The organism is Mesorhizobium sp. CA16 (assembly GCF_020165175.1).
GTDB lineage: Bacteria > Pseudomonadota > Alphaproteobacteria > Rhizobiales > Rhizobiaceae > Mesorhizobium.
Window position 1 is genome coordinate 185,396 of the sequence record NZ_JAIUHP010000010.1, and the last position, 23,759, is coordinate 209,154.

Sequence of the window (23,759 nt, forward strand, 5' to 3'; positions counted from 1 at the left end):
CACTCGCTAAGATCAGGATTGAAGCCGGTCCTCGATGATCCGCACGCACATCGGCGTTCCGACCTCGTCGGTCTCGGCAAGCTTCTGCGCGGCGAGCGTCGCCTCGTCGAAGGCGTAGACGCCGCGCCCTGGAAGTAGGCGCCTCGCGATTGAGGCTGCCAACAAAGGGAAGACAGGCGCTTTGCATCGATCTTCCCTGGCGTCGCCGGCGGCTCCTCCGCTGGTGCCGCCTTGCGAAAATTTCGCCGATCGTCGCTTGCAAGGCAATCCCATATGTGAAAATATTATTCACAAAAGAAAACTGTAGGAGGAAAGCGACCATGCATCTCGCCATCCGGTATCGCGCCCGGAACCGCTTTGCAGGCCGCTCCGGAAGCTCCCGGAGAGGATCATGAGCGCATTCTCGCCGACCGTCGGTGTCGCCTCGACGCATCCCGCCGACATGCCTGAGGCGCATGCCGAAATCCCTGTCTGGAATTCGGAAAACTGGTTCTACGAGGACTGGCAGGTCGGCCACCAAATCCGCTCGCTTCGCCGCACCATCGCCGAGGGCGAAAGCCATATGTTCAACGCGTTGGTGCTGGACATCCATCCTTATGTGCAGGACCAGATGTTCGCCGAGAAGCAAGGTATCTTCGGCAAGCGGCTGGTGGCGGGCGCCTTCGTCTTTTCGGCCGGGCTCGGCCTGGTCGCCACCAACTGCATCAACGCCTTTTCCTATGGCTACGACAGACTGCGCTTCATCAAGCCGGTCTTCATCGGCGACACCATCTACTCGATCCGCACCAACCTCGACAAAAAGCCGCGCTACCGGGATATGGGCCTGATCCGCGCCAGCTATGAAGTCTTCAAGGGTGAAGGAGAGCTGGTGCTCTACTGCGAGCATCTGCAGACGGTGAAATACAAGAACCCGGCCGATTTTGTCGGCAAGACCGAGAAGTGAATCGTGGCCGCTGACAAAGAACTTCCGCTGACCGGGCTCGTCGTCATCGACATGAGCCAGTTCCTGTCGGGACCCTACTGTTCGCTGCGCCTGCTCGACCTCGGCGCGCGCGTCATCAAGATCGAGCGGCCCGATGGCGGCGACCTGTCGCGCCGGCTCTATCTCAGCGACACCGAGATCGGCGGCGATTCCACCATTTTCCACGCCATCAACCGCGGCAAGGAAAGCCTTGCCATCGATTTGAAGAACGAAGCCGACCTCGCCGCGCTGCGCGGTGTGATCGCCAAGGCCGACGTGCTTATCCAGAACTTCCGGCCGGGCGTCATCGAGCGGCTCGGCCTCGACTATGAGCGTGTCAGCACGATCAATCCCCGGCTCGTCTATGCCTCGATCAGCGGTTATGGCGAGGAAGGGCCATGGGTGAAGCGCCCTGGGCAGGATCTGCTCGCGCAGGCTCGTTCCGGCGTGATGTGGCTGAACGGCGACGAGGAGCAGGGACCGGTGCCGTTCGGCCTGGCGATCGCCGACATGCTGGCGGGCGCCGCCTGCGCCCAAGGCATCCTGGCCAAGCTGGTGCGACGCGGCATCACGGGCGAGGGCGGCCTTGTCGAAACCAGCCTGCTCGAGGCGCTGGTCGATTTCCAGTTCGAGGTGCTGACCACGCATCTCAACGACGGCCGCCGCCTGCCGAAGCGGTCGTCCTTCCGCAGCGCCCATGCCTATCTCTCGGCGCCTTACGGCGTCTATCTGGCCAAGGACGGCTACCTGGCGATTGCCATGACGCCGATCCCGAAGATAGCCGACCTGCTCGAACTGCCCGAGCTCGACCCTTTCCGCGACAAGCCCGCGACCTGGTTCACCGCCCGCGACGAGATCAAGGCGATCATCGCCAGGCGCATCGCCGAGAAGACCATCGACGAGTGGCTTGCCATTCTCGAGCCCGCCGACGTCTGGTGCGCCAAGGTGCTGACGTGGCCGGAGCTGATGCGAAGCGAGGGCTTCAAGACGCTCGACATGCTGCAGACCGTGACACGCGAGGACGACGTCTCGATCCTCACCACGCGTTCGCCGCTGCGCGTCGACGGCGCGCGCGCCAAGGTGGATCGGGCCGCCCCTCGGATCGGCGAGCACAGCGAGAAAATCCGCGCGGAGTTCGGCCTGTGATCCGGTTGAAAGGCATGACCTGGAGCCATCCGCGCGGCTATGACCCGATGGTGGCGTGCTCGGCGCTGTGGAAGGAAAAGGCCGGCGTCTCGATCGAATGGGAAAAGCGCTCGCTGCAGGATTTCGAATCCTTCCCGGTGGAAGAGCTCGCCCGCGCCTATGATTTGATCGTCATCGACCACCCGCATGTCGGCCAGATCACCGCCGAGAAATGCCTGGCGCCGCTCGATGTGCCCGGACGCGAGGCGGAACGCATGGCGCTGGCTGCGGCAAGCGTCGGCCAATCCTATCCGAGCTATAGCTGGCAGGGCCGGCAATGGGCTTTCCCGATCGACGCCGCGACCCAGGTGCAGGCCTGGCGGCCCGATCTGATCGAAGCCGCGCCGGCGATCTGGACCGAGGTGCTGGCGCTTGCCGGGCAGGGCCGCGTGCTCCTGCCGCTTCGGCCGCCGCATTCGCTGATGTGCTTCTACACTTTGACTGCTGACCTCGGCCGGCCATGCATAGTCGACGGTTCGGCCGACCTTGTCGATGGCGAGACTGGCGAAACCGCCTTCGAGATGCTGCGTGAGATCGCAGCACTTGTCGATCCCGCATGCCCGACGCTGGATCCGATCGCCGTCTTCGAGAAAATGGTAGAGCCCGGCTCGCGCATCGCCTGCGCGCCGCTGATCTATGGCTATGTTTCCTATGCAGTGGCGGGTTTCCGCCCGCACCGCCTCGCCTTCGCCGACATGCCGGTCGCCAGCGGCAACGGCCCGGTCGGCTCGGCGCTTGGCGGCACCGGCATTGCCGTCTCCGCCTTTTCCGCCCAGCGCCAGGCGGCAATCGACTTCGCCTACTGGATCGCCAGCGGCGACGTGCAGCGCGGCCCTTATGCCGCCGCTGGCGGCCAGCCCGGCCACGCCGCAGCCTGGGAAGATGATGCCGTCAACGCCCCGACCGGCGACTTCTATCGCGCTACGCGGGCGACACTCGAGGGCGCCTGGGTCCGCCCGCGCCATGACGGCTACATGGCCTTCCAGCAGCTGGCTTCGGACCGCATCAATGAAGGCCTTGCCGGCCGGCAGGACGCCCGCTGCGTCGTCGCCGATATCAACCGCCTGTTCCGGGAGAGTTTCGCGCCGGCCGCCGCCGGCTAGATGTGCCGATCGCCGCCGCGACGCTCGGCGAGCTTGACGTCTATATCCGCCACAGCCGGCGTGCATTGCCCGAGAGCAGGCGGGTCCGCTCTGAATCGCTTGCACCGGCCAGCAGCGCATGCGTGGCGGCGATCCAGGTCGTCAGCCCGCCGCCCAGCGTGCAGACCGGCCAGTCGCTGCCCCAGATCATCCGGTCCCAGCCGAAGCACCGGATCGTGTGCTCGACATAGGGCCGGAGCGTCTCGACCGTCCACGTCGCCGGATCGGCATAGGCAACGACGCCGGAAATCTTGCCGACGACGTTGGGCCGCTTGGCAATTGCTTCCATATGCTCTCGCCACGGATGCTCGGCATTGCCCTTGATGTCGGGCACGCCGCAATGGTCAAGAACGAACTGGACGTCGGGCGCGAGGTCGGCAAGCGCCATTGCCTTTGGGATCTGATGCGGCAGCACCACAAGATCGAACGTCAGGCCGGTGCCGGCCAGCCGCTTGATGTTCTGGCGAAACAGCGCGCCTTCGGAAAGATCGTCGGGAACGACATGCAGCACGCGGCGGAAACCCTTGACGAACGGCTCGGCCTTGACCGTTTCCAGATAAGCCTCGAAACCGGCCTCCTCGGGCCGGCAGGAGGCGATCGCTCCGCGAAGCAGGCTGCCCGCCTGGCCGGCGATCGCCTTGACATGCGCCGTCTCGGCGGCGATGTCGGCGGGGTCGACGTCGACCTCCATGTGCAACACGGCTTCAATGCCTGAGCGCCGCGCATCGGCGGCATATTCGGCATAGGAGAAATCGCGGTTCAGCGCCGGCACACCGGCAAGCCATGGATAGCGAAGCGCGCCCTGGTCGATGAGGTGCAGATGTGTGTCGATGATCATGGCGGCGTATCCTCCGGGCTTCCGACACTATCTCGCCGAAAAATCTATTATTCAAATAAGAAATTACGACGATTGTGGCACATCCGACCCGGCGAGCTGCGAGAGCCTTGCCGCTGCATCCTGCAGATGCCGGATCGTCAGGGTGATGTCCGGCGCCGTGGGCGCGTTGACCAAGGTGATGTAGGGAATGGTCAGCGCCGCGATGGCTCTGCCGTCCGGCCCCAGCACTGGCGTCGAAAGATTGTAGACGCCGGCGGTCTGCAGCGACGCCATCATCTCGTAACCGCGGTCGCGCACCTGGTCGAGGCGAGCGAAGAATTCCGGCGTCAGGTTGAGATGCTCGGTGCTTTGAAGATGCTCGGCGATCATCATCTTGCGCTCTTCGGGCGAGCGGAAGGCAAGCAGCACATGGCCGGAGCCGGTGTCGAACAGGCTGATATGCGAGCCGACGCGGATCGAGATGCCCCAATAGCGCGGCGCTTCCTGCTGCGCAATGACCACGGCGGCGCCCCGGTCGAACACCACCAGCTGGTTGGCCTGCGATGAGGTTTCGGCCAGCTCCCGCATGATCGGCGTCGCATAGGACACCAGCCGGCGAACCGGTGCGTGCAATTGCGCGAGGCCGAAGAGCTTGAGCGTCAGCGAGTAACGGTCGCCGTCGATCTTGGTGACATAGCCGCGCCGCACCAGGCGGTCGAGCATGCGATAGAACTCATTCGGGCTGCGGTCGAGCCGCTTTGCGATCTCCGCCTGCGTCAGCCCTCCGTCCACGCTGGACAACAACTCGAGAATATCCAGCCCCTTGTCCAGCGCCGGCGCGCGGTAGCGGTCCCCGTCTTCTTCCTCTGCCACCCGTCCCTCCAGTGAATTTCGATCTGCATATATGCATGAACTTCATTCCACTGGAAGCACATTCGGCTTGACCCGGGAATGAAAATGATATTTGCATATGAATGAAGCTCAAGCGATCGGTCGGGCACTCGGCAGGCCGTCGCTACGAGCCCATGGGAGGAGAACATGACGAGACTGGTTCTAGGCATTTCCGCCGGCCTGGCTGGCCTGCTGCTGAGCGGCACTGCGTTTTCGGCCGATCTGCCCGGCAAATTTCCGGGCGTGACGATCGACGTGAAGCTGATCGGCGGTCAGCAATATGAAAAGCTCTATGAGCGCATCCCCGAATGGGAGAAGGCGACCGGCGCCAAGGTCAACATCCTGACCAAGAAGAACGGCTTCGACATCGACAAGGAGCTGAAGTCCGACATCGCCTCGGGCAGCACCAACTGGTGCGTCGGCTGGAACCATTCGTCCTTCGCGCCGCAATATACCGGCCTTTACACCGACCTCAGCAAGCTCTTGCCGAAGGAAGAGATCGACGCTTTCGTGCCGTCGACAATCAAGGCCGCGACCATCGACGGCAAGCTCGAGATGCTGCCGCGCGCGCAGTTCGATGTCTCGGCGCTCTATTACCAGAAGAGCCTCTACGACAACGCTGACAACAAGGCCAAGTTCAAGGCCAAATACGGCTATGACCTTGCGCCACCCGACACCTGGAAGGAAGTGACCGACCAGGCCGAGTTCTTCGCCAACCCGCCCAATTTCTACGGCACCCAGTTCGCCGGCAAGGAAGAGGCGATCAACGGCCGTTTCTACGAGATGGTGGTCGCCGAGGGCGGCGAATATCTCGACAAGGACGGCAAGCCCGTCTTCAACTCCGAGGCGGGCATCCGAGCGCTGGACTGGTTCGTCAACCTCTACAAGGTCAAGGCCGTGCCGGCCGGCACCACGAACTATCTTTGGGACGATCTCGGCCAGGGCTTCGCCTCGGGCACCGTGGCGATCAACCTCGACTGGCCGGGCTGGGCCGGCTTCTTCAACGACCCGAAGTCCTCGAAGGTCGCCGGCAATGTCGGCGTGAAGGTCGCGCCCAAGGGGTCTTCCGGCAAGCGCACCGGCTGGTCGGGTTTCCATGGCTTCTCAGTGACCGAGAACTGCCCGAACAAGGAAGCCGCGGCTTCGCTGGTGTGGTGGCTGACCAATGAGGACAGCCAAAAGCTGGAAGCCGCCGCCGGCCCGCTGCCGACCCGCACCGCGGTTTGGGACTGGGACCTGAAGCAGGCTGAGAACGATCCGTACAAGAAGGAGGTCCTCGCCGCCTTCCAGGAGGAAGCCAAGCACGCCTTCGCCGTGCCGCAGACGCCTGAGTGGATCGAGATCTCCAACGCCGTCTACCCCGAGCTGCAGGCGGCGATCCTTGGCGACAAGACGTCCAAGCAGGCCCTGGACGAGGCGGCCGCCAAGGCGACGCAGATCCTTCAGGACGCCGGTAAGCTCTAGGCTTCGCGCTCGCAAATCGCCTCCCCGGCAAACCGGGGAGGCCGCAGCTTTGGCGGCTGCTCAATCTCACCCCAGGCTTCGGCCGGGGCTGGCTCAGTCGTTTCTTTCACAGGGTCCCGATGAAGGGCTTCAAGCCATCCGCGCCGTTCCTGCTGCTGCTCCCGGCCATCATCGTGCTGGCGGCAGTGGTGGTGCTGCCGTTGATCCTGTCGCTCTATTCCAGCTTCACGCCATTCCGCCTGACGCGGCCCGAGACCTTCTTCGTCTTCGTCGGATTCAGGAACTATCTGTCGATCCTGTCCAATGCGGATTTCTGGTGGGCCTTCGGCCGCACCGTCCTGCTGCTCACCATCGCGCTGAACCTCGAAATGCTGCTTGGCCTCGGCCTGGCCATGCTGGTCGAGAAAGCGACGCGCGGCCAGCGCATACTGCGCACGCTGATGATGTTCCCGATGATGTTCTCGCCGATCCTCGTCGGCTTCCAGTTCAAATTCATGTTCAACGACAATATCGGCCTGGTGAACAACGCGCTGCAGTCGCTGAGCATCACTGAGGACGCCATCCCGTGGCTGATCGAAGGCCATCTCGCCTTCATCGCCATCTCGATCGCCGAGATCTGGTCGTCGACCTCGATCTTCGCCATCCTGATCCTGGCTGGCCTGCTCGCCATGCCCAAGGAGCCGATCGAGGCGGCCCGCGTCGATGGCTGCACACCCTGGCAGACTTTCCGCTATGTCACCTGGCCCTTCGTCATGCCCTTCGCCTACATCGCCATGACGATCCGCTCGCTCGATGTCGCGCGCGCCTATGACATCGTCAAGATCATGACCGATGGCGGCCCGGCCGGCCGCACCGAGCTGTTGTGGACGCTGGTCGGGCGCACGGCCTACAGCGATGCCCGCATGGGCCTCGCCAATGCCATGGCCTATTTCTCGATTCTGCTGTCGATCGCCTTCACCGTTTATTTCTACAACAAGCTCGCCGCTGCGCGCGCGCAGATCGGCGCTGAGTGGTGAGAATGGACGAGAACGCCTCCGCCCGCCTCACGCGCCGCGCGCTGACTATCGCGCACCGCGTCGGCCTATTCCTTGCCATGCTGGTGATCTGCCTGCCGGGCATCTGGATCGTGCTGTCGTCGCTGAGGCCCACGGTCGAGATCATGGCCAAGCCGCCGGTCTGGATTCCGCAGCAGCTGTCCGTCGACGCTTATGTCGCCATGTTCAGCGGCATCGGCAAAGGCGGCATCCCGGTGCTCGACTATTTCCGCAATTCGCTGATCATCTCGGTCACCTCGACGGCGATCGCGGTGGCCATCGGCATGGCCGGCGGCTACGCCTTCGCGCGCTACCGCTTCCGCGGCAAGTCGGGCATGTTCCTCGGCCTGATGCTGACGCGCACCGTGCCCGGCATCGCGCTCTCGCTGCCCTTGTTCTTCCTCTATGTGCGGCTGGGCATCATCGACACCCATATCGGCATGATCCTGGCTTATGTCGCGCTCAACGTGCCGTTCACCATCTGGCTGATCGACGGCTTCTTCCGCCAGGTGCCGAAGGACCTTGCCGAAGCAGCCCAGATCGACGGCTGCACGCGCTGGCAGGCGTTCTGGCAGGTCGAATTTCCGCTGGCGCGTCCGGGCATCGCCTCGGCCGCCATCTTCGCCTTCCTCACCTGCTGGAACGAGTTCGCTTTGGCCTCGCAGCTCACTCGTTCCGTCAATTCCAAGACGCTGCCGGTCGGGCTGCTCGACTATACGGCCGAGTTCACCATCGACTGGCGCGGCATGTGCGCGCTGGCCGTGGTAATGATCATCCCGGCGCTGGCCCTCACCTATATCGTCCAGAAACACCTCGTCGGTGGCCTGACCTCCGGCGCGGTGAAAGGTTGATTTCCATGGCAACGGTTTCGCTGAAACAGCTCACCAAGCGCTACGGCAACATGGAGATCGTCCACGGCATCGATCTCGAGATCGCAGACCGCGAATTCATCGCGCTGGTTGGCCCGTCCGGCTGCGGCAAATCGACGACCTTGCGCATGATCGCCGGCCTCGAGGATATCACCGGCGGCAACATCGATATCGGCGGCCGCACGGTCAACGACCTGCCGCCGCGCTCGCGCAACATCTCCATGGTATTCCAGTCCTACGCGCTCTACCCGCATATGACGGTGCGCGAGAATCTCGGCTTCTCGCTCAAGATCGCGGGGGCGGCCAAGGATGACATGGACCGGCGCGTCGCCGAAGCCTCCGCCATCCTCGGCCTCGACGAACTGCTTGAGCGCCGCCCCTCGCAGCTCTCCGGCGGCCAGCGCCAGCGCGTCGCCATGGGCCGCGCCATCGTGCGCGATCCCGATGTCTTCCTGTTCGACGAGCCGCTCTCCAACCTTGACGCCAAGCTGCGCACGCAGATGCGCACCGAGATCAAGAAGCTGCACGCCAAGGTCAAGTCGACGGTCATCTACGTCACCCACGACCAGGTCGAGGCGATGACGCTGGCCGACCGCATCGTCATCATGCGCTCGGGCCATATCGAGCAGGTCGGCACACCGGACGAGGTGTTCAGCCGGCCCGCGACCCGCTTCGTCGCCGGCTTCATCGGCTCGCCGCCGATGAACCTGCACCAGGCGACGGTGAGCAACGGGCGACTGATGTTCAGCGGCGGCGACAGCCTGCCGCTGCCCGGCCAGTTCAAGTCGAAGACGGCTGCCGGCGACAAGGTCGTGTTCGGCATCCGTCCCGACGATTTCTATCCGACCGGCCACGGCTTGAGCTCAGGCGGCGAAGCGGAAGTCCATCGTATCGAGCTGCCGGTCAGCATCACCGAGCCGCTCGGCAACGAAACGCTGGTCTTCGCCGAGTTCAACGGCACCGACTGGGTCTCGCGCATGCTCAATCCGAAGCCGCTGAAAGCAGGTGACAGGATCGGCATGAGCTTCGACCTGAGCCGCGCGCATCTGTTCTCCGCCGAAACCGGCAAGTCGCTGAGGAGCTGACATGGCGAAAATCGAGAAGATCGAGCTGCGCATGGTCGACCTCGTGCCGAAGGTGAAGCGCACCGACGCCATCCAGAGCTTCGTCAGCCAGGAGACGCCGATCGTCACCATCACCGATTCCGACGGCGCATCGGGCACCGGCTACAGCTATACGATCGGCACCGGCGGCTCGTCGGTGATGCGGCTTCTGGCCGACCATCTTGCGCCGCGCCTGATCGGCCGCGACGCCGACCGGATCGAGGCGATCTGGCACGATCTCGAATTCGCCACCCACGCCACCACCATCGGCGCCATCACGGCGATCGCGCTCGCCGCCATCGACATCGCCTTATGGGACCTGCGGGCGAGAAAACAGAACCTGCCGCTCTGGAAGCTCGCCGGAGGCGCCAAGGACCGCTGCCCGCTCTACACCACGGAGGGCGGCTGGCTGCATATCGAGACGCAGGCACTGGTCGACGATGCGCTGGAAGCGAAGGCCAAGGGCTTTGCCGGCTCCAAGGTGAAGATAGGCAAGCCGCACGGTTCTGAGGACGTCGCGCGGCTGTCGGCGGTGCGCAAGGCGGTCGGCGACGGCTACGAGATCATGACCGACTGCAATCAGGGCTTTTCCGTCGACGAGGCGATCCGCCGCGCCGAGCGGTTGCGCGATCTCGATCTCGCCTGGATCGAGGAGCCGCTGCCGGCAGACGACATCGACGGCCATGTGCGGCTATCGAACTCGACCGCGACGCCGGTCGCGGTCGGCGAGTCGCTCTATTCGACAAGGCATTTTCGCGAATACATGCAGAAGGCTGCATGCAACATCGTCCAGGTCGATGCCGGTCGCATCGGCGGCATCACCCCTTGGCTGAAAGTCGCCCACGCCGCGGAAGCCTTCGACATGCCGGTCTGTCCGCATTTCCTGATGGAATTGCATGTCAGTCTGGCCTGCGCCATCCAGAACGGCAAATATGTTGAATATATTCCGCAGCTCGACGAGTTGACGGGCGCCAAGATGCGCATCGAGAATGGCCATGCGCTGGCGCCCAGTGAGCCCGGCATCGGCATCGACTGGGACTGGGACGCCGTGAAGGCAAAGAGCATGGCCGAGTTCACCACGGCGATCGCGAAATAGGGAGACGGATATGCAGCGGATGGGAATGGTGCTGGGCCTGAAGCCCGAAAAGGTCGAGGAATATGTCCGCCTTCACGCTGCCGTCTGGCCGGACGTTCTCGCCATGATCTCGGCCTGCAACATCAGGAACTATTCGATCTACCTGAAGCGGCCGGAGAACCTGCTTTTCTCCTATTTCGAATATCACGGCACCGACTACGCCGCCGACATGGCCAAGATGGCCGCCGACCCGAAGACGCAGGAATGGTGGTCCGTTTGCATGCCGTGCCAGGAGCCGTTGGAGACGCGAAAGGAAGGCGAGTGGTGGGCCTCGATGGACGAGGTCTTCCATCATGACTGATGCCTTCGATCCGGCATCGCTGGCGCAGTCCTGGCCGAAGCCTTTAAAACCGCGCTCGATCGTGACGTTCGGCGCCGGCTCGATCGTCGGCGACGCGCATTTTCCCGCCTATCGTAAGGCCGGCTTCCCGATTTCCGGCCTCTACGATCCGGATCAGGCCAAGGCGCAAAAACTGGCCGAGACATGGGGCGTGACGGCGTTCCGTTCGGTCGAGGAAGCGGCTGTGGTAAAGGACGCGATCTTCGATCTCGCCACGCCGCCGGGCCGCCATGCCGAGGTGCTGAAGGCCCTGCCGGATGGCGCTGTGGCGCTGATCCAGAAGCCGATGGGCAACTATCTCGGCGAGGCCACCGAGATCCTCGAAATCTGCCGCGCCAAGCAGCTCAAGGCGGCGGTCAATTTCCAGCTCCGCTTCGCGCCGATGATGCTGGCGCTGAAGGACGCCATTGCCAAGGGATGGCTGGGCGAGGTGGTAGATTTCGACGCGCTTCTGGCGCTCGACACGCCTTGGCAGCTCTGGGAGTTCCTGCTCAAGGCGCCGCGCGTCGAGATCGCCATGCATTCGATCCACTATCTCGACCTGATCCGCCAGCTTCTCGGCAATCCTTTGGGCGTGCATGCCAAGACGCTTGGCCATCCCAATCACAAGGTCGCGCAGACGCGCACCAGCGCCATCCTCGACTACGGCGATACGGTGCGCTGCGCGCTCTCGATCAACCACGACCACAAATTCGGGCGCCGCCATCAGGCTTGCGAGTTCCGCATCTGCGGCACCGAGGGCGCAGCCTATGTCAAGCTCGGCCTCAACCTCGACTATCCGCGCGGCGAGCCGGACATTCTGGAAATCTATCCGAAAGGCGGGTCGGAGTGGGTCACCGTGCCGCTCGCCGGCGAATGGTTCCCCGATGCCTTTGTCGGCCGCATGGCCAATGTTCAGCGCTTCGCATCCGGCGAAGACGCGGAGCTGGTCAGCTCCGTCGAGGACGCCTGGCACACAATGGCGCTGGTCGAGGCCGCCTATAAATCGAGTGCCGCGCCGGCGACGCCGCTGGCCGCAAAGCCGTAAGGCCGAACATGGAACAGACCACCTATTTCGAGGACTACGAGATCGGCTCGTCGCGCCTCACCAGCGGCCGCACCATCACCGAGACGGACTTCGTCGTCCATGCCGGCCACACCGGCGATTTCTTCCCGCATCACATGGATTCCGAGTTCATGAAGACGACACCTTTCGGCCAGCGCATCGCACATGGCACGCTGGTCTTCTCGGTCGGTGTCGGGCTGACGGCGAGCGTCGTCAATCCCGTCGCCTTCTCCTACGGCTACGACCGCCTGCGCTTCATCAAGCCGGTCTTCATCGGCGACACGATCCGCACGCGCACCACCATCGCCGCCAAGGAAGACGACCCGAAACGGCCAAACGCGGGACGCGTCGTTGAACGCGTTGAGGTTTTGAACCAGCGCGACGAGGTCGTGCTGGCGGCGGATCACATCTACATCGTCGAGCGACGGCCCGGCTGAAAGACGGAGACAAAGAACATGGCGGATATCACTGGCAAGGTCGTGGTCGTCACGGCCGCCGCGCAGGGCATAGGACGGGCAAGCGCGCTGGCTTTCGCCAAAGCCGGCGCGATCGTCCACGCCACCGACATCAACGAGGCGGCCCTGGCCGAGCTTGGCAAGACGCCTGGCATCACGACGCGAAAACTCGACGTGCTGAACGACGAGGCGGTGAAGGCCGCCTTCGCCGAGATCGGCCAAGTCGACGTGCTGTTCAACTGCGCCGGCTTCGTCCATGCCGGCTCGATCCTGGAGATGAAGGACGAGGATCTCGACTTTGCCTTCAATCTTAATGTGCGCGCCATGATCCGGACCATCCGCGCCGTGCTGCCCGGCATGCTGGAGCGCGGCGATGGCTCGATCATCAACATGGCGTCGGTGGCGGGCGCCCCGAAGGGCGTGCCGAACCGCTTCGCCTACGGCGTGACCAAGGCAGCCGTGATCGGCCTGACCAAGTCGATCGCCGCCGATTATGTCGCCAAGGGCATTCGCTGCAACGCCGTCTGCCCGGGCACCGTCGAGAGCCCCTCGCTCCAGGGCCGCATGCAGGCGCAGGGCGACTATGAGGCCGCGCGCGCCGCCTTCATCGCTCGCCAGCCGATGGGCAGGATCGGCACGCCGGAGGAGATCGCCGACCTTGCCGTCTATTTGGCCGGCGCCACCTACACGACAGGACAGGCCTACAACATCGACGGCGGCTGGTCGATCTGAGGCCGTTTCGGCCGCCAGTTGAGTTGTGAGGCAAGCCAGTTACGAGGCAGCAATGACCAAAATCACAGACCTCAGAACCTTCGACCTGCGCTTCCCGACATCGCAAAGCCTCGACGGCTCGGACGCGATGAATCCGGACCCGGATTACTCGGCTGCCTATGTCATCCTCGACACCGATGTCCCGTCGCTGAAAGGCCATGGCCTCACCTTCACCATCGGCCGTGGCAACGAGATCTGCTGCGCGGCGATCGAAGCGCTGCGCCACCTCGTCGTCGGCTTGGATCTGGACTGGGTGAAGCAGGATCCCGGCCGCTTCTGGCATCACGTGACCGGCGACAGCCAGCTGCGTTGGATCGGCCCGGACAAGGGCGCCATGCATCTTGCGGTTGGCGCGGTGGTCAATGCTGTCTGGGATCTCTGGGCCAAGGAAGCCGGAAAGCCGGTCTGGCGGCTGGTCGCAGAGATGAGCCCGGAAGAGATCGTGCGCATCGTCGATTTCCGCTACCTCACCGACGCCATCACGCCCGCCGAGGCGCTGGCGATCCTGAAGAAGGCCGAGACGGGCAAGGCCGAGCGCATCGCCACGCTCGAGCGCGAAGGCTATGCCTGCTACACCACCTCTGCCGGCTGGCTCGGCTATCCTGACGAGAAGCTCAGGCGCCTTTGCCAGGAGGCGGTCGACGATGGCTTCAACCACATCAAACTCAAGGTCGGCCGCGACCGCGCCGACGACATCCGCCGTCTCAGGATCGCCCGCGAGGTCATCGGCCCGGACCGTTATTTGATGATCGACGCCAACCAGGTCTGGGAGGTCGACCAGGCGATCGACTGGCTCAAGGACCTCGCCTTCGCGAAACCCTTCTTCATCGAGGAGCCGACCAGCCCGGACGACATCGCCGGCCACGCCAAGATCCGCAAGGCTGTCGCGCCGATCAAGGTCGCGACCGGCGAGATGTGCCAGAACCGCATCATGTTCAAGCAGTTCATCGCCGGCGGCGCGATCGACGTCGTGCAGATCGATTCCTGCCGCATGGGCGGGCTGAACGAGGTTCTGGCGGTGCTTCTGATCGCCGCCAAATACCGCCTGCCGGTCTGGCCGCATGCCGGCGGCGTCGGTCTATGCGAATATGTCCAGCATCTGTCGATGATCGACTATATCGCGGTGTCGGGCAGCAAGGACGGACGGGTGATCGAATATGTCGATCACCTGCATGAACATTTCATCGAACCCTGCGTGATCCGCGATGCCGCCTATATGCCGCCCCGTGCGCCCGGCTTCTCGATCGAGATGAAGGCACAGTCAATCGAGGACTACCTGCATCGGCCCTGAAAGGTGACGCTGCAAACTGTTACTACGCCCGCGCGACTGGACCGCTGCGAATCGGCTATGCCTGCCGAATGCAGGAGACTTCCCTCTACGAGCCGGTGAAGCGGTTCCTCGAGAGCCTGGATTTCGCCGTCAAGGGCGAGATCGGCGGCTGCGACGTGGTCGGCGTGCGTGCCGGCGAGCCGCCGGTTGTCGTCATCTGCGAGTTGAAGCTGCAGTTCAACCTCGAGCTCGTCCTGCAAGCCGTCGACCGCGCGGCGGCCTGCGACGAGGTGTGGCTTGCCTCCTATATGTCGGCGCGCGGCAAGGGCCGCGAGCATGACCGCCGCTTCCGCGCGCTCTGCCGCCGCCTCGGCTTCGGCCTGCTAGGCGTCGGCAAGAAGGGCGAGGTGGAGCTGCTGCTCAGTCCGGCCGCCTTGCCGCCGCGCCGGGATCCCAGGCGGCGCTCACGCCTAGTCGAGGAGCATCACCGCCGCAAGGGCGATCCGTCCATCGGCGGCAGCACGCGCAAGAAGCCGATCATGACCGCCTACCGGCAGGAAGCGCTGGCCTGCGCCGCCGCCCTGGCCGACGGTCCGAAACGGCCGCGCGATCTCAAAACCCTCTCGCCGCGCGCCGCCAGCATCCTTCTGCACAATTACTATGGCTGGTTCGCCAGGGCCGAGCGCGGTGTCTACGCGCTGACCGAAGCCGGCCTTGCGGCGATCCAACCTATGTCGGTGACGTTGTAAGAACGATTTGCCGATTCGGCGCTACGAACCGGAAAATCCGCGCCGTTCGGCCAAGCCTCGTTTCGACTGTTGACACGTCCCGCCGCCTGTGCAGAAATTGGTTGGACCATTGAACCACTTTAGGCTCAGCCGGCGTGACCGATTTCCTGCCCCCCATCCAGACCACGGCGCGCGACGACGCGGTGCTGAAGGCCTTGGCGGGGTTCGTGCGGCAGGAGGCTCTGGGTCCCGGCGAGAAGCTGCCGACGGAGCGCATCCTGGCCGAACGCCTCAAGGTCAGCCGCAACACGGTTCGCGAGGCCCTGACCCGCTGGGAGGGTCTCGGCCTCGTCGAGCGGCGGCAGGGCTCGGGCACTTATCTCAAGGCCGCCGTCTCCCCTGATATGCTGCACATGCCGCTGACGTTGTCCGGCGGCAATGATTTTGCCGGCCTGATGCGCACGCTGGAGATCCGCCGGGCCCTTGAGGCCGAGGCGGCGGCCCTTTGCGCCATCCGCGGCGGCAAGGCCGAGATCGCCGAGATCGAGCGCAAGCTCGACATCATGGAAGATGCCTTCCGCACCCGCGCAGGCATGTCCTCGGAGGAAGACTGGGAGTTCCACCAGGCGGTCTACCGCGCCTCCGGCAATCCGCTGTTCGAGCAGATCATCAGCGCCATGCATGAGCTCTTCCACCGTTTCTGGGAGCATCCACTCGGCGTGCGTGACTTCGGCCATGCCAGCTTTCCCTACCACCGCACCATCTTCGACCGCATCGCCGCGCATGATCCGGAAGGCGCCCGCGCCGAGGCGCTGAAGCTCATCGCCACCGTTGAGGACGATCTGAAGCGCGGTGCCGCCAACCTCAAGCTTTCGGACCGCAGATGAACGAGCAGCCCAACACCTTCGACCCGGCCCCGCTGGCCGGCGACTATCTCGGCGAGGCGGCGACCTTGCTGGCGCATGACGATCCGTTTCCAGGCGGCGCCGTGGTGCCGCCGATCTACCAGACCTCGCTTTTCACCTTCGCCAATTACGCCGACATGGCCGACACCTTTGCCGGCAGAAGGAAGCAGCCGATCTATTCCCGCGGCGATAACCCGACGGTGATGGAGTTCGAGGCGCGTGTCGCCGCCTTGGAAGGCGCTGAGGCCGCGCGCGGTTTCTCGAGCGGCATGGCGGCGATCAGTGCCACCGTGCTCGCCTTTGTCGGCGCCGGCGAGCGCATGGTTGCCGTGCGCAACTGCTATGGCGATGCCTACCGCCTGTTCGAGCGGTTGTTTCCCCGCCTTCACATCAAGGTCGACTATGTCGACGGCTCAGACCCGGATGCGGTCGCCGCCGCGCTTCCCGGCGCCAAGCTGCTCTACCTCGAAAGCCCGACCTCGATGATGTTCGAGCTGCAGGACGTGGCGCATCTGACCCGGCTGGCGAAGGAGCAGGGTATCGTCACCACCATCGACAATTCCTGGGCGACCCCCGTCTTCCAGAAGCCGATTTCGCATGGAGTCGACCTGGTGCTGCATTCGGCATCGAAATATCTGAGCGGCCACAGCGACACCGTCGCCGGTGTGGTGGCCGGCTCGGCCGCCCACATCAAGCACATCAACGAGCAGACCTATTCGCAGCTCGGCGGCAAGCTGTCGCCCTTCGAAGGCTGGCTGTTGCTGCGCGGCCTGCGCACGCTGCCGCTGCGCCTGCCGCACCACATGAAGAGCGGGCTCATCATTGCCGAGCGGCTGAAAGCGCATGGCAAGGTCGAGCGGGTCAACCACCCCGCTTATTCCAACCACCCCGGCAAGAAGACTTTAGCCGGCTATGCCGGGCTGTTCTCCTTCGAGGTCACCGAGGATGTCGACATCCCGGCCTTCGTCGACGCCCTGAAATATTTCCGCATCGGCGTCAGCTGGGGCGGCCATGAAAGCCTGGTCGTGCCGGCCAAGGCCTCGCTCGAGCAGACGCCGGGCATCAATTCGATGGCGCGCTTCGGCGTCAGCCCTCGAACCATCCGCTTCAACGTCGGATTGGAAAATGTCGAGGACCTCTGGGCCGACATCGCCCAGGCCTTCGACAGAGCAAAAAAATAACGGATCAAAATGGGAGTCCCGAAGATGAAAAAACTAAGCTTCATGTTTGCCGCCGTGGCCGGCCTGGCGATTTCCGCCAGCGGCGCGCTGGCCGATACCACCATCAAGCTGGTCGAGGTCATCACCAGCCCGCCGCGCACCGAATTCCTGAAGAAGCAGATTGCCGAATTCGAGACGGCGAACCCGGGCATCAAGGTGGAGGTGGTCTCGCTGCCCTGGGGCCAGGCCTTCGAGAAGTTCCTCACCATGGTGCAGGCCGGCGACACGCCCGATGTGGTCGAAATGCCCGAGCGCTGGATGGGCCTCTATGCCAACAACGGGCAGCTTGAGGATCTCGGCCCTTACATGGCCAAGTGGCCCGACGCCAAGACGCTTGGCGACCGCGCCAAGCAGTTCGGCTCGACCGTCAACAACACGCAGTTCATGATACCCTATGGCTATTATGTGAACGCGCTGTTCTGGAACAAGAAGCTGTTCAAGGAAGCCGGTCTCGACCGTCCGCCGGAAAACCTCGACGAGTTCGTCTCCTTCTCCAAGAAGATCTCCGCCATCCCCGGCAAATACGGCTACTGCTTGCGCGGCGGCCCGGGCGCTTTCAACGGCATGCACATGTTCATGAACATCGCCGACGGCAAGGGCGGCTATTTCACCGACGATGGCGTCTCGACCATCAATGACGAAGGCTCGGTCAAGGGCCTGCAGATGCTGGCCGACATGTACAAGAACGGCCTGGCGCCGAAAGATTCCGTGAGCTGGGGCTTCAACGAGACGGTGACCGGCTTCTATTCCGGCACCTGCGCCATGCTCAACCAGGATCCGGACGCGCTGCTCGGCATCGCCGACAAGATGAGCGCCGACGACTTCGCGGTGGCGCCGTTGCCCGTGGGCCCGAGCGGCAAATCCTACCCGACGCTCGGCTATGCCGGCTGGGCGATGTTCGCCAATTCCCAGCACAAGGACGAGGCCTGGAAGCTGATGGCGACGCTTCTGTCGCCCAAGGACAATCTGGAATGGGCCAAGGAAGTCGGCGTCGTGCCGATCCACAATGGCGCCGACCAGGATGCGCATTTCAAGACCGAGCAGTTCAAGGGCTGGTTCACCGAGCTCAGCGACAGCTCCAAATACGAAATGGTGACGCCGCCGACGCATCTGGAGAACCTCGGCAACTTTGTCGACCAGGTGGCGATAAAGAATTTTCAGGAAGTGCTGCTCGGCCAGAAGCCGGCCAAGGACGTGGCCGACGAATGGGCCAAGTTCCTGACCAAGGAACAGCAGGACTGGATGGCGAAAAACAAGAAGTAAGCTTCTTTCCTTCTCCCCGTTTACGGGGAGAAGGTGTCACGAAGTGACGGATGAGGGCGGCGCCACACCTTCATAAGTTCGCGCTGCCCCTCATCTGCCTGCCGGCATCTTCTCCCGTTGAACGGGGAGAAGGACGCTGTCGCCGTCCCCGGCACCCACTCACCACCGTAGAGCCAAAACGTATGACCTACGCCGTCTCCGAAATCCGATCCGCCGCCCGGCCGCGAAAGCAACGGCTGAGCAAGGCCGCGATCGAGCCGTGGCTCTATCTATCGCCTGCGATCGTCCTGCTGGTCCTGGTGCTACTGGTGCCGCTGATCATCGGCATCAGCTATTCCTTCCGCAAATTCTCGGCCTTCAAATCGCAATATGTCGGTCTCGCTCAGTATCAGGCGATGCTCTCCGACCAGGTGCTCGGCCAGGCGCTGATCAACACGCTGTGGTGGACGGTCGCCAGCCTGTTCTTCCAGTTCTTCCTTGGCCTGGGTCTCGCGCTGCTGCTCGACAAGCCCTTCTACGGCCGCAAGGTCGTCCAGGCGGTGGTATTCCTGCCCTGGGCGGTGCCGTCCTTTCTCTCAGGCCTCACCTGGGCCTGGCTGTTCAACCCGATCATCGGGCCGCTGCCGCATTGGCTCTTCGCGCTTGGCCTGAAGGCGGAGCCGACCAACGTGTTGTCCGATCCCGCCACCGCCATGTGGGGGCCGATCGTCGCCAACATCTGGTTCGGCATCCCGTTTTTCGCCATCACGCTGCTGGCGGCGCTGAAGTCGATCCCGTCCGAGTTGCATGAAGCGGCGGCCATCGACGGCGCTTCGCCCTGGCAGCGCTTCACCAAGGTGACGCTGCCCTTCCTGGCGCCGACCATCGTCATCACCGTCATGCTGCGCACCATCTGGATCGCCACCTTCGCCGACCTGATCTTCGTCATGACCGAGGGCGGGCCGGCCGGCTCGACCAGCACGGTGCCGGTCTACATCTATGTCAGCGCCTTCAAGTCGCTGGACAAAGGCTACGCTTCGGCGGTTGCGGTGCTGCTTCTGGTGCTGCTGATCGCCTACGCCATCGGCCTGATCGCCATCCGCCGCACCCTGGTGAGGCACGTCTGATGATCGCCGGTCGCTCCACCTCCTCGCGCATTTTCGGCGGCATCGGTCTCTACGGCGCTATCGCGGCCTACGTGATCTTCGCGCTGTTTCCGATCTTCTGGACGCTGAAGATCTCGGTGACGCCCGAACGCCTGCTCTATTCCGAAGGCATCACCTTCTGGCCGTCGCAGACGACTTTTCAGAACTTCGCTACCGTGCTCGAGGCCTCCGACTTTCCGCGCTATTTCCTCAACAGCGTCATCGTCTCGGTGTCGACGGCCGCCTTTGTCACCGTCATCGCCACGCTTGCCGGCTATGCCATGTCGCGCTTCACTTTCCGCGGCAAGGCGACTTTGGCGATCCTGTTGCTGCTCACCCAGACCTTCCCGCTGGTCATGGTCATTCCGCCGATCTACCGCATCATGGGCGATCTCGGCCTCACCAACAGCCTGATCGGCCTGATCATCATCTACACCGCCTTCAACACCGCCTTCGCAACCTTCCTGATGCAGTCCTTCTTCGACGGCATCCCGAAAGACCTGGAGGAAGCGGCGATGATTGACGGCTGCACCCGCGCGCAGGCGATGCGCCGGGTGATCGTGCCGCTGACCTTGCCCGGCATGGGCGCGACGCTGGGCTTCGTCTTCACCGCCGCCTGGAGCGAGTTGCTGTTCGCGCTGATGCTGATCTCCGGCGACGAGCAGAAGACCTTTGCCGTCGGCCTGCTCACCTTCATCGGCAAGTTCGCCGTCGACTGGGGGCAGATGATGGCGGCCTCCATCCTGGCGCTGATCCCGGTCTGCGTCTTCTTCGCTTTCCTGCAACGCTATCTCGTCACCGGCCTCACCGCCGGCGCGGTCAAAGGATAAAAGATGGCTTCCGTCACGCTGCAAAACGTCGAGAAGGATTACGGCGCGCTGCGCATCCTGCACGGCGTCGATCTCGAGATCGCCGATGGCGAGTTCGTCGTGCTGGTCGGCCCGTCCGGCTGCGGCAAGTCCACGCTGCTGCGCATGATCGCCGGCCTGGAGGAAGTTACCGGCGGCGAGATCCATATCGGCGAGCGGCTGGTCAACGATGTCGCGCCGAAGGACCGGGACATCGCCATGGTGTTCCAGTCCTATGCGCTCTACCCGCACATGGATGTCTCCTCCAACATGGGCTTCAGCCTGCTTTTGAAGAAGGCCGAGAAGACGACGATCGACGGCAGGGTAGGTGCTGCCGCCAAGCGGCTCGGCCTCGACGCCTATCTCGGCCGACTGCCGCGCCAGCTTTCCGGCGGCCAGCGCCAGCGCGTCGCGATGGGCCGCGCCATCGTGCGCGACCCCAAGGTGTTCCTGTTCGACGAGCCGCTCTCCAACCTCGACGCCAAATTGCGCGTCCATATGCGCGCCGAGATCAAGGCGCTGCATCAGCAGCTCAAGACCACTTCGGTCTATGTCACCCACGACCAGGTCGAGGCGATGACCATGGCCGACCGCATCGTCGTCATGCATGACGGCTATGTGCAGCAGGTCGGCCGCCCGCTGGAGCTTTACGACCGTCCGGTCAACACCTTCGTGGCCGGCTTCATCGGCTCGCCGGGCATGAACTTCCTGCCGGCTAAGGTCGCCAAGGGCGGCAAGGCGGATGCCGTGCTCGCCGATGGCCAGAAGCTGCGGCTGCCGGATGGCCTGCCGCTCAGCGACGGCGATGACCTCACCATCGGACTGCGGCCGGAACACATCAAGCTCGTGGACGACGGCGCGCTGAAGGCCGAGGTCGAGGTGGTCGAGCCGCTCGGCCTGTCGACGCAGTTCTATGTCAGGCTGGCCAACCAGCAGGTCTGCGTCTTCGTCATGGGCCGCAGCGACGTGAGGCCGGGCGATACGATCCGCCTCGGCGCCGATCCGGCTGCGCTGCATCTGTTTGATCCGAAGAGCGGAAACCGGATTGGATAGGTCCGCGGATCAGCGCCAGCGGAAAGCGCCCAGAGTGTAGTCAGGCCACGCGCCAAGGTCTGCGAACAGCCCCGTCAGGTCGCTCCTGTCGGCCAATATTCCCGTCATCACCAGCGCGGTCGACACGCCGGCCGCGTTGCCGCCGGCTATATCGTGCTCGACACTGTCACCGACACAGATCACATCGCTGAGTGCCGGATGTCCCGCAAGCGCCAGCGCAGCTTCGTAGATCGCCGGATAGGGCTTGCCGATACGGGTGACGCTGCCGCCGAGCTGTTCGTAAAGATCGGCGATCTCGCCGGCGCCGAAGCGCGGTCCGCCCGCGGTCAGCATGATCCGATCGGGATTGGTGCAGAAGCACGGCACCTTCCGCGCCGCCGCCGGGCCGAGAGGTCTTCGGTAGTGGTCGAGGTCGTAGCGGTCGCCTTCACTGGCCGCGATCAGCACCAGATCGGCGTCATCGCCGCGCTCGGTCAGAACGAGTGGCAGGCCCTCGATCGCCGAACGGTCCTCGTCGCGGCTGATCAGCAGGCATCTCGTGCCAGCCCGCAGCGCGCCCGAGTCCGCCATGTTTCGGAAGATGCGCCAAGCCACCTCGCCGGATGAGACGAAATGATCCCAGCTTCCCGCTTCGAAACCAAGCTTCAGCAGCCGCCCTTCGTTTGGCTCCGCCCGCTTGCCGGAATTCGAGATCAGCACCACGGTCTTGCCGGCGCGCTTCAGCGCCGACAGGGCTTCGACCGCGCCGGGATAAGCCTGTTGTCCGCCATGCAGCACGCCGAACTGGTCGAGCAGGAACACTTCGTAGCGTTCGGCGAGCGCTGCGATCCCGTCGAGATGCACGGCGTGCTTCGCGCTCACAGCAGCAGCCCCGCCTCCTTTGCGCCCATCAGCGCCAGCCGCGCCGTGCCAGCCGCAGCCTCATCGGAGAGCGCCGGCAGAAAATCGACGCCGAGCTTGCGCCGTCGGATCGCGGTCCAGGCGGCATTGGCGGCGCCGCCGCCGACGCTTCGAACCGAGGTGAGCTTCGGCGCGCCGAGTTCGGCGAGTCTCTGGTAGCCGAGCGCCTCGATGGCCGCGATGCCTTCCAGCATCGCCTTGAGATAGTCGGCGTCCGATTCCGGTCGGGGCAGCAGGCGCGGCTGGAGCGTTGGATCGGTGACCGGAAAACGTTCGCCGGCCGAACCGAGCGGATAATAGTCGAGGCCGGTCTCCGTCGCGGGATCAATTGCGGCGCTGAGTTCGACGATGCGCGCGAGCGAAAAATGCTGGGCGAGCACCTTGCCGCCGGTGTTCGACGCGCCGCCCGCGAGCCAGGCATCGCCGAGCCGGTGGCTGTATATGCCGTAGCGCGGCGCCGAGATCGGCCGGTCGGACAGGATCTTGATGGTCAGCGACGATCCGAGAGCGGTGACACCGTCGCCCGCGGCCGCCGCGCCCGTCGCCAAGAAAGAGGCGCAGCCGTCCGTGGTGCCGGCGACCACCGCGACATCGCGCGGCAACCCGAACAGGTCGGCGGCGGCGGCCGTAAGCCTGCCGGTCACGCTACCCGGCCTGACAACGGTGGGCAGAAGCTCCACGCGCATGCCGGTCGCCGCGATCCATTCCGGCCAGCGGCGCGCCTCGGCATCGTAGCCGGTCTTCAGGCTGTTGTTCTCGTCGCTGATGTCGAAGCGGGCCGAGAATTGCCCGGCAATCCAGTCGGCCTGGTGCAGCACGGCGTGGATGCCAGGCAGGCGCTGGAACCAGAGCGCCTTGGCGAGACCGGAGGTCGCCCCATGCGCAGCACTTGCCTCCGGCGCCGTGCCGGCGATCACGGCGAGGATGGCCGCATCCGGAACCTTGTCGTTGTACATCAGCGGCTCGGCCAGCGGCCGTCCGGCGTCGTCGGTCGGCAGCACGGTTCCCGACGTACCGTCCACGGCGATCGCGCGCACAGCCATGCGATCGATGCGCGAAAAAAGCTCGTGCAGTGTCGCTTCGACGGCGGCCCACCAAACGGCCGGATCGCGGCCGTTCGCGCCGAAGCGCTCGAGCGGCACGGCGGCGCTCGCGGCGGTGGAGAAGTCCGGACGCATCGCGACGGCGCGCGCTCCGGAGGTGCCGATGTCGATGCCTAATGCAAGAGGCGCCATT

25 protein-coding genes are annotated in these 23,759 nt (G+C 64.2%); 20 read left to right on the forward strand and 5 right to left on the reverse strand.

Translation table 11 applies throughout. From position 1 onward, the window contains the following. Positions 1 to 12: 12 nt before the first annotated feature. Positions 13 to 162 (reverse strand): hypothetical protein, encoded by a 150-nt coding sequence (locus tag LB525_RS16245; protein WP_224545361.1) that lies wholly within the window; start codon positions 160 to 162, stop codon positions 13 to 15. A gap of 229 nt (positions 163 to 391) precedes the next feature. Here LB525_RS16245 and LB525_RS16250 point away from each other — a divergent pair, with 229 nt between their 5' ends. From LB525_RS16250 to LB525_RS16260, 3 genes are read left to right on the forward strand one after another with little or no spacing between them, the layout of a single operon-like run. Continuing rightward, positions 392 to 943: a MaoC family dehydratase gene (locus LB525_RS16250; protein WP_224545362.1), complete on the forward strand. Its 552-nt coding sequence runs from the start codon at positions 392 to 394 to the stop codon at positions 941 to 943. A gap of 3 nt (positions 944 to 946) precedes the next feature. Continuing rightward, on the forward strand, positions 947 to 2,107 hold the full coding sequence (locus LB525_RS16255) for a CaiB/BaiF CoA transferase family protein (RefSeq protein WP_224545363.1): 1,161 nt from the start codon (positions 947 to 949) through the stop codon (positions 2,105 to 2,107). A 14-nt stretch (positions 2,108 to 2,121) separates the two neighbouring features. After that, entirely contained in the window at positions 2,122 to 3,249 is a 1,128-nt protein-coding gene (locus tag LB525_RS16260; protein ID WP_224545403.1) for an extracellular solute-binding protein, read from the forward strand. A gap of 40 nt (positions 3,250 to 3,289) precedes the next feature. On the opposite strand, the gene LB525_RS16265 is transcribed toward LB525_RS16260, so the two are convergent. Together LB525_RS16265 and LB525_RS16270 are read right to left on the reverse strand one after the other, a co-directional pair. Then, on the reverse strand, positions 3,290 to 4,126 hold the full coding sequence (locus LB525_RS16265) for an amidohydrolase family protein (protein ID WP_224545364.1): 837 nt from the start codon (positions 4,124 to 4,126) through the stop codon (positions 3,290 to 3,292). Positions 4,127 to 4,189: 63 nt separating this feature from the next. Continuing rightward, on the reverse strand, positions 4,190 to 4,978 hold the full coding sequence (locus LB525_RS16270; RefSeq protein WP_095769349.1) for an IclR family transcriptional regulator: 789 nt from the start codon (positions 4,976 to 4,978) through the stop codon (positions 4,190 to 4,192). A 165-nt stretch (positions 4,979 to 5,143) separates the two neighbouring features. Between LB525_RS16270 and LB525_RS16275 the strand changes: the two genes are divergently transcribed. The 17 genes from LB525_RS16275 to LB525_RS16355 all read left to right on the forward strand — a co-directional run bounded on the left by LB525_RS16275 (position 5,144) and on the right by LB525_RS16355 (position 21,623). Continuing rightward, on the forward strand, positions 5,144 to 6,460 hold the full coding sequence (locus tag LB525_RS16275) for an ABC transporter substrate-binding protein (protein WP_224545365.1): 1,317 nt from the start codon (positions 5,144 to 5,146) through the stop codon (positions 6,458 to 6,460). 119 nt (positions 6,461 to 6,579) lie between these two features. Continuing rightward, positions 6,580 to 7,476, forward strand: coding sequence for a carbohydrate ABC transporter permease (locus tag LB525_RS16280; RefSeq protein WP_224545366.1), 897 nt, complete (start codon positions 6,580 to 6,582; stop codon positions 7,474 to 7,476). Positions 7,477 to 7,478: 2 nt separating this feature from the next. Next, the gene (locus LB525_RS16285; protein WP_224545367.1) at positions 7,479 to 8,345 is read left to right on the forward strand and encodes a carbohydrate ABC transporter permease; all 867 of its coding nucleotides are present in this window, start codon (positions 7,479 to 7,481) and stop codon (positions 8,343 to 8,345) included. Between the two features lie 5 nt (positions 8,346 to 8,350). Then, positions 8,351 to 9,448, forward strand: a complete 1,098-nt coding sequence (locus LB525_RS16290; RefSeq protein WP_224545368.1) for an ABC transporter ATP-binding protein — start codon at positions 8,351 to 8,353, stop codon at positions 9,446 to 9,448. A gap of 1 nt (position 9,449) precedes the next feature. Beyond that, positions 9,450 to 10,562, forward strand: a complete 1,113-nt coding sequence (locus LB525_RS16295) for a mandelate racemase/muconate lactonizing enzyme family protein (RefSeq protein ID WP_224545369.1) — start codon at positions 9,450 to 9,452, stop codon at positions 10,560 to 10,562. 10 nt (positions 10,563 to 10,572) lie between these two features. After that, entirely contained in the window at positions 10,573 to 10,902 is a 330-nt protein-coding gene (locus LB525_RS16300) for an L-rhamnose mutarotase (RefSeq protein WP_224545370.1), read from the forward strand. Beyond that, entirely contained in the window at positions 10,895 to 11,968 is a 1,074-nt protein-coding gene (locus tag LB525_RS16305) for a Gfo/Idh/MocA family protein (RefSeq protein ID WP_224545371.1), read from the forward strand. The genes LB525_RS16300 and LB525_RS16305 overlap by 8 nt, the downstream gene beginning before the upstream one ends. Positions 11,969 to 11,976: 8 nt before the next feature. Further along, on the forward strand, positions 11,977 to 12,423 hold the full coding sequence (locus LB525_RS16310) for a MaoC/PaaZ C-terminal domain-containing protein (protein WP_224545372.1): 447 nt from the start codon (positions 11,977 to 11,979) through the stop codon (positions 12,421 to 12,423). 18 nt (positions 12,424 to 12,441) lie between these two features. Then, complete coding sequence (locus LB525_RS16315; protein WP_224545373.1) at positions 12,442 to 13,173, forward strand: SDR family oxidoreductase; 732 nt, start codon at positions 12,442 to 12,444, stop codon at positions 13,171 to 13,173. 52 nt (positions 13,174 to 13,225) lie between these two features. Further along, complete coding sequence (locus tag LB525_RS16320; RefSeq protein WP_224545374.1) at positions 13,226 to 14,503, forward strand: L-fuconate dehydratase; 1,278 nt, start codon at positions 13,226 to 13,228, stop codon at positions 14,501 to 14,503. Positions 14,504 to 14,571: 68 nt separating this feature from the next. Then, on the forward strand, positions 14,572 to 15,231 hold the full coding sequence (locus tag LB525_RS16325) for a DUF2161 domain-containing phosphodiesterase (RefSeq protein WP_224545375.1): 660 nt from the start codon (positions 14,572 to 14,574) through the stop codon (positions 15,229 to 15,231). 134 nt (positions 15,232 to 15,365) lie between these two features. Then, positions 15,366 to 16,097 (forward strand): FadR/GntR family transcriptional regulator, encoded by a 732-nt coding sequence (locus tag LB525_RS16330; protein ID WP_224545376.1) that lies wholly within the window; start codon positions 15,366 to 15,368, stop codon positions 16,095 to 16,097. Next, the gene (locus tag LB525_RS16335; protein ID WP_224545377.1) at positions 16,094 to 17,296 is read left to right on the forward strand and encodes a PLP-dependent transferase; all 1,203 of its coding nucleotides are present in this window, start codon (positions 16,094 to 16,096) and stop codon (positions 17,294 to 17,296) included. The genes LB525_RS16330 and LB525_RS16335 overlap by 4 nt, the downstream gene beginning before the upstream one ends. Before the next feature lie 24 nt (positions 17,297 to 17,320). Beyond that, on the forward strand, positions 17,321 to 18,598 hold the full coding sequence (locus tag LB525_RS16340; RefSeq protein WP_224545378.1) for an ABC transporter substrate-binding protein: 1,278 nt from the start codon (positions 17,321 to 17,323) through the stop codon (positions 18,596 to 18,598). 182 nt (positions 18,599 to 18,780) lie between these two features. Further along, positions 18,781 to 19,704: a carbohydrate ABC transporter permease gene (locus tag LB525_RS16345; protein ID WP_224531429.1), complete on the forward strand. Its 924-nt coding sequence runs from the start codon at positions 18,781 to 18,783 to the stop codon at positions 19,702 to 19,704. Next, a complete protein-coding gene (locus LB525_RS16350; protein ID WP_224545379.1) occupies positions 19,704 to 20,552 on the forward strand; it encodes a carbohydrate ABC transporter permease in 849 nt (282 codons plus the stop codon). The genes LB525_RS16345 and LB525_RS16350 overlap by 1 nt, the downstream gene beginning before the upstream one ends. Positions 20,553 to 20,555: 3 nt before the next feature. Continuing rightward, positions 20,556 to 21,623, forward strand: coding sequence for an ABC transporter ATP-binding protein (locus LB525_RS16355; protein WP_224545380.1), 1,068 nt, complete (start codon positions 20,556 to 20,558; stop codon positions 21,621 to 21,623). Positions 21,624 to 21,632: 9 nt separating this feature from the next. Here the strand turns inward: LB525_RS16355 and LB525_RS16360 are convergent, their stop codons facing one another. Together LB525_RS16360 and LB525_RS16365 are read right to left on the reverse strand one after the other, a co-directional pair. After that, the gene (locus LB525_RS16360; RefSeq protein WP_224545381.1) at positions 21,633 to 22,484 is read right to left on the reverse strand and encodes a TIGR01459 family HAD-type hydrolase; all 852 of its coding nucleotides are present in this window, start codon (positions 22,482 to 22,484) and stop codon (positions 21,633 to 21,635) included. Then, positions 22,481 to 23,758: an FGGY-family carbohydrate kinase gene (locus LB525_RS16365; protein WP_224545382.1), complete on the reverse strand. Its 1,278-nt coding sequence runs from the start codon at positions 23,756 to 23,758 to the stop codon at positions 22,481 to 22,483. Before LB525_RS16365 ends, LB525_RS16360 begins: the two co-directional genes overlap by 4 nt. Position 23,759 lies beyond the last annotated feature (1 nt).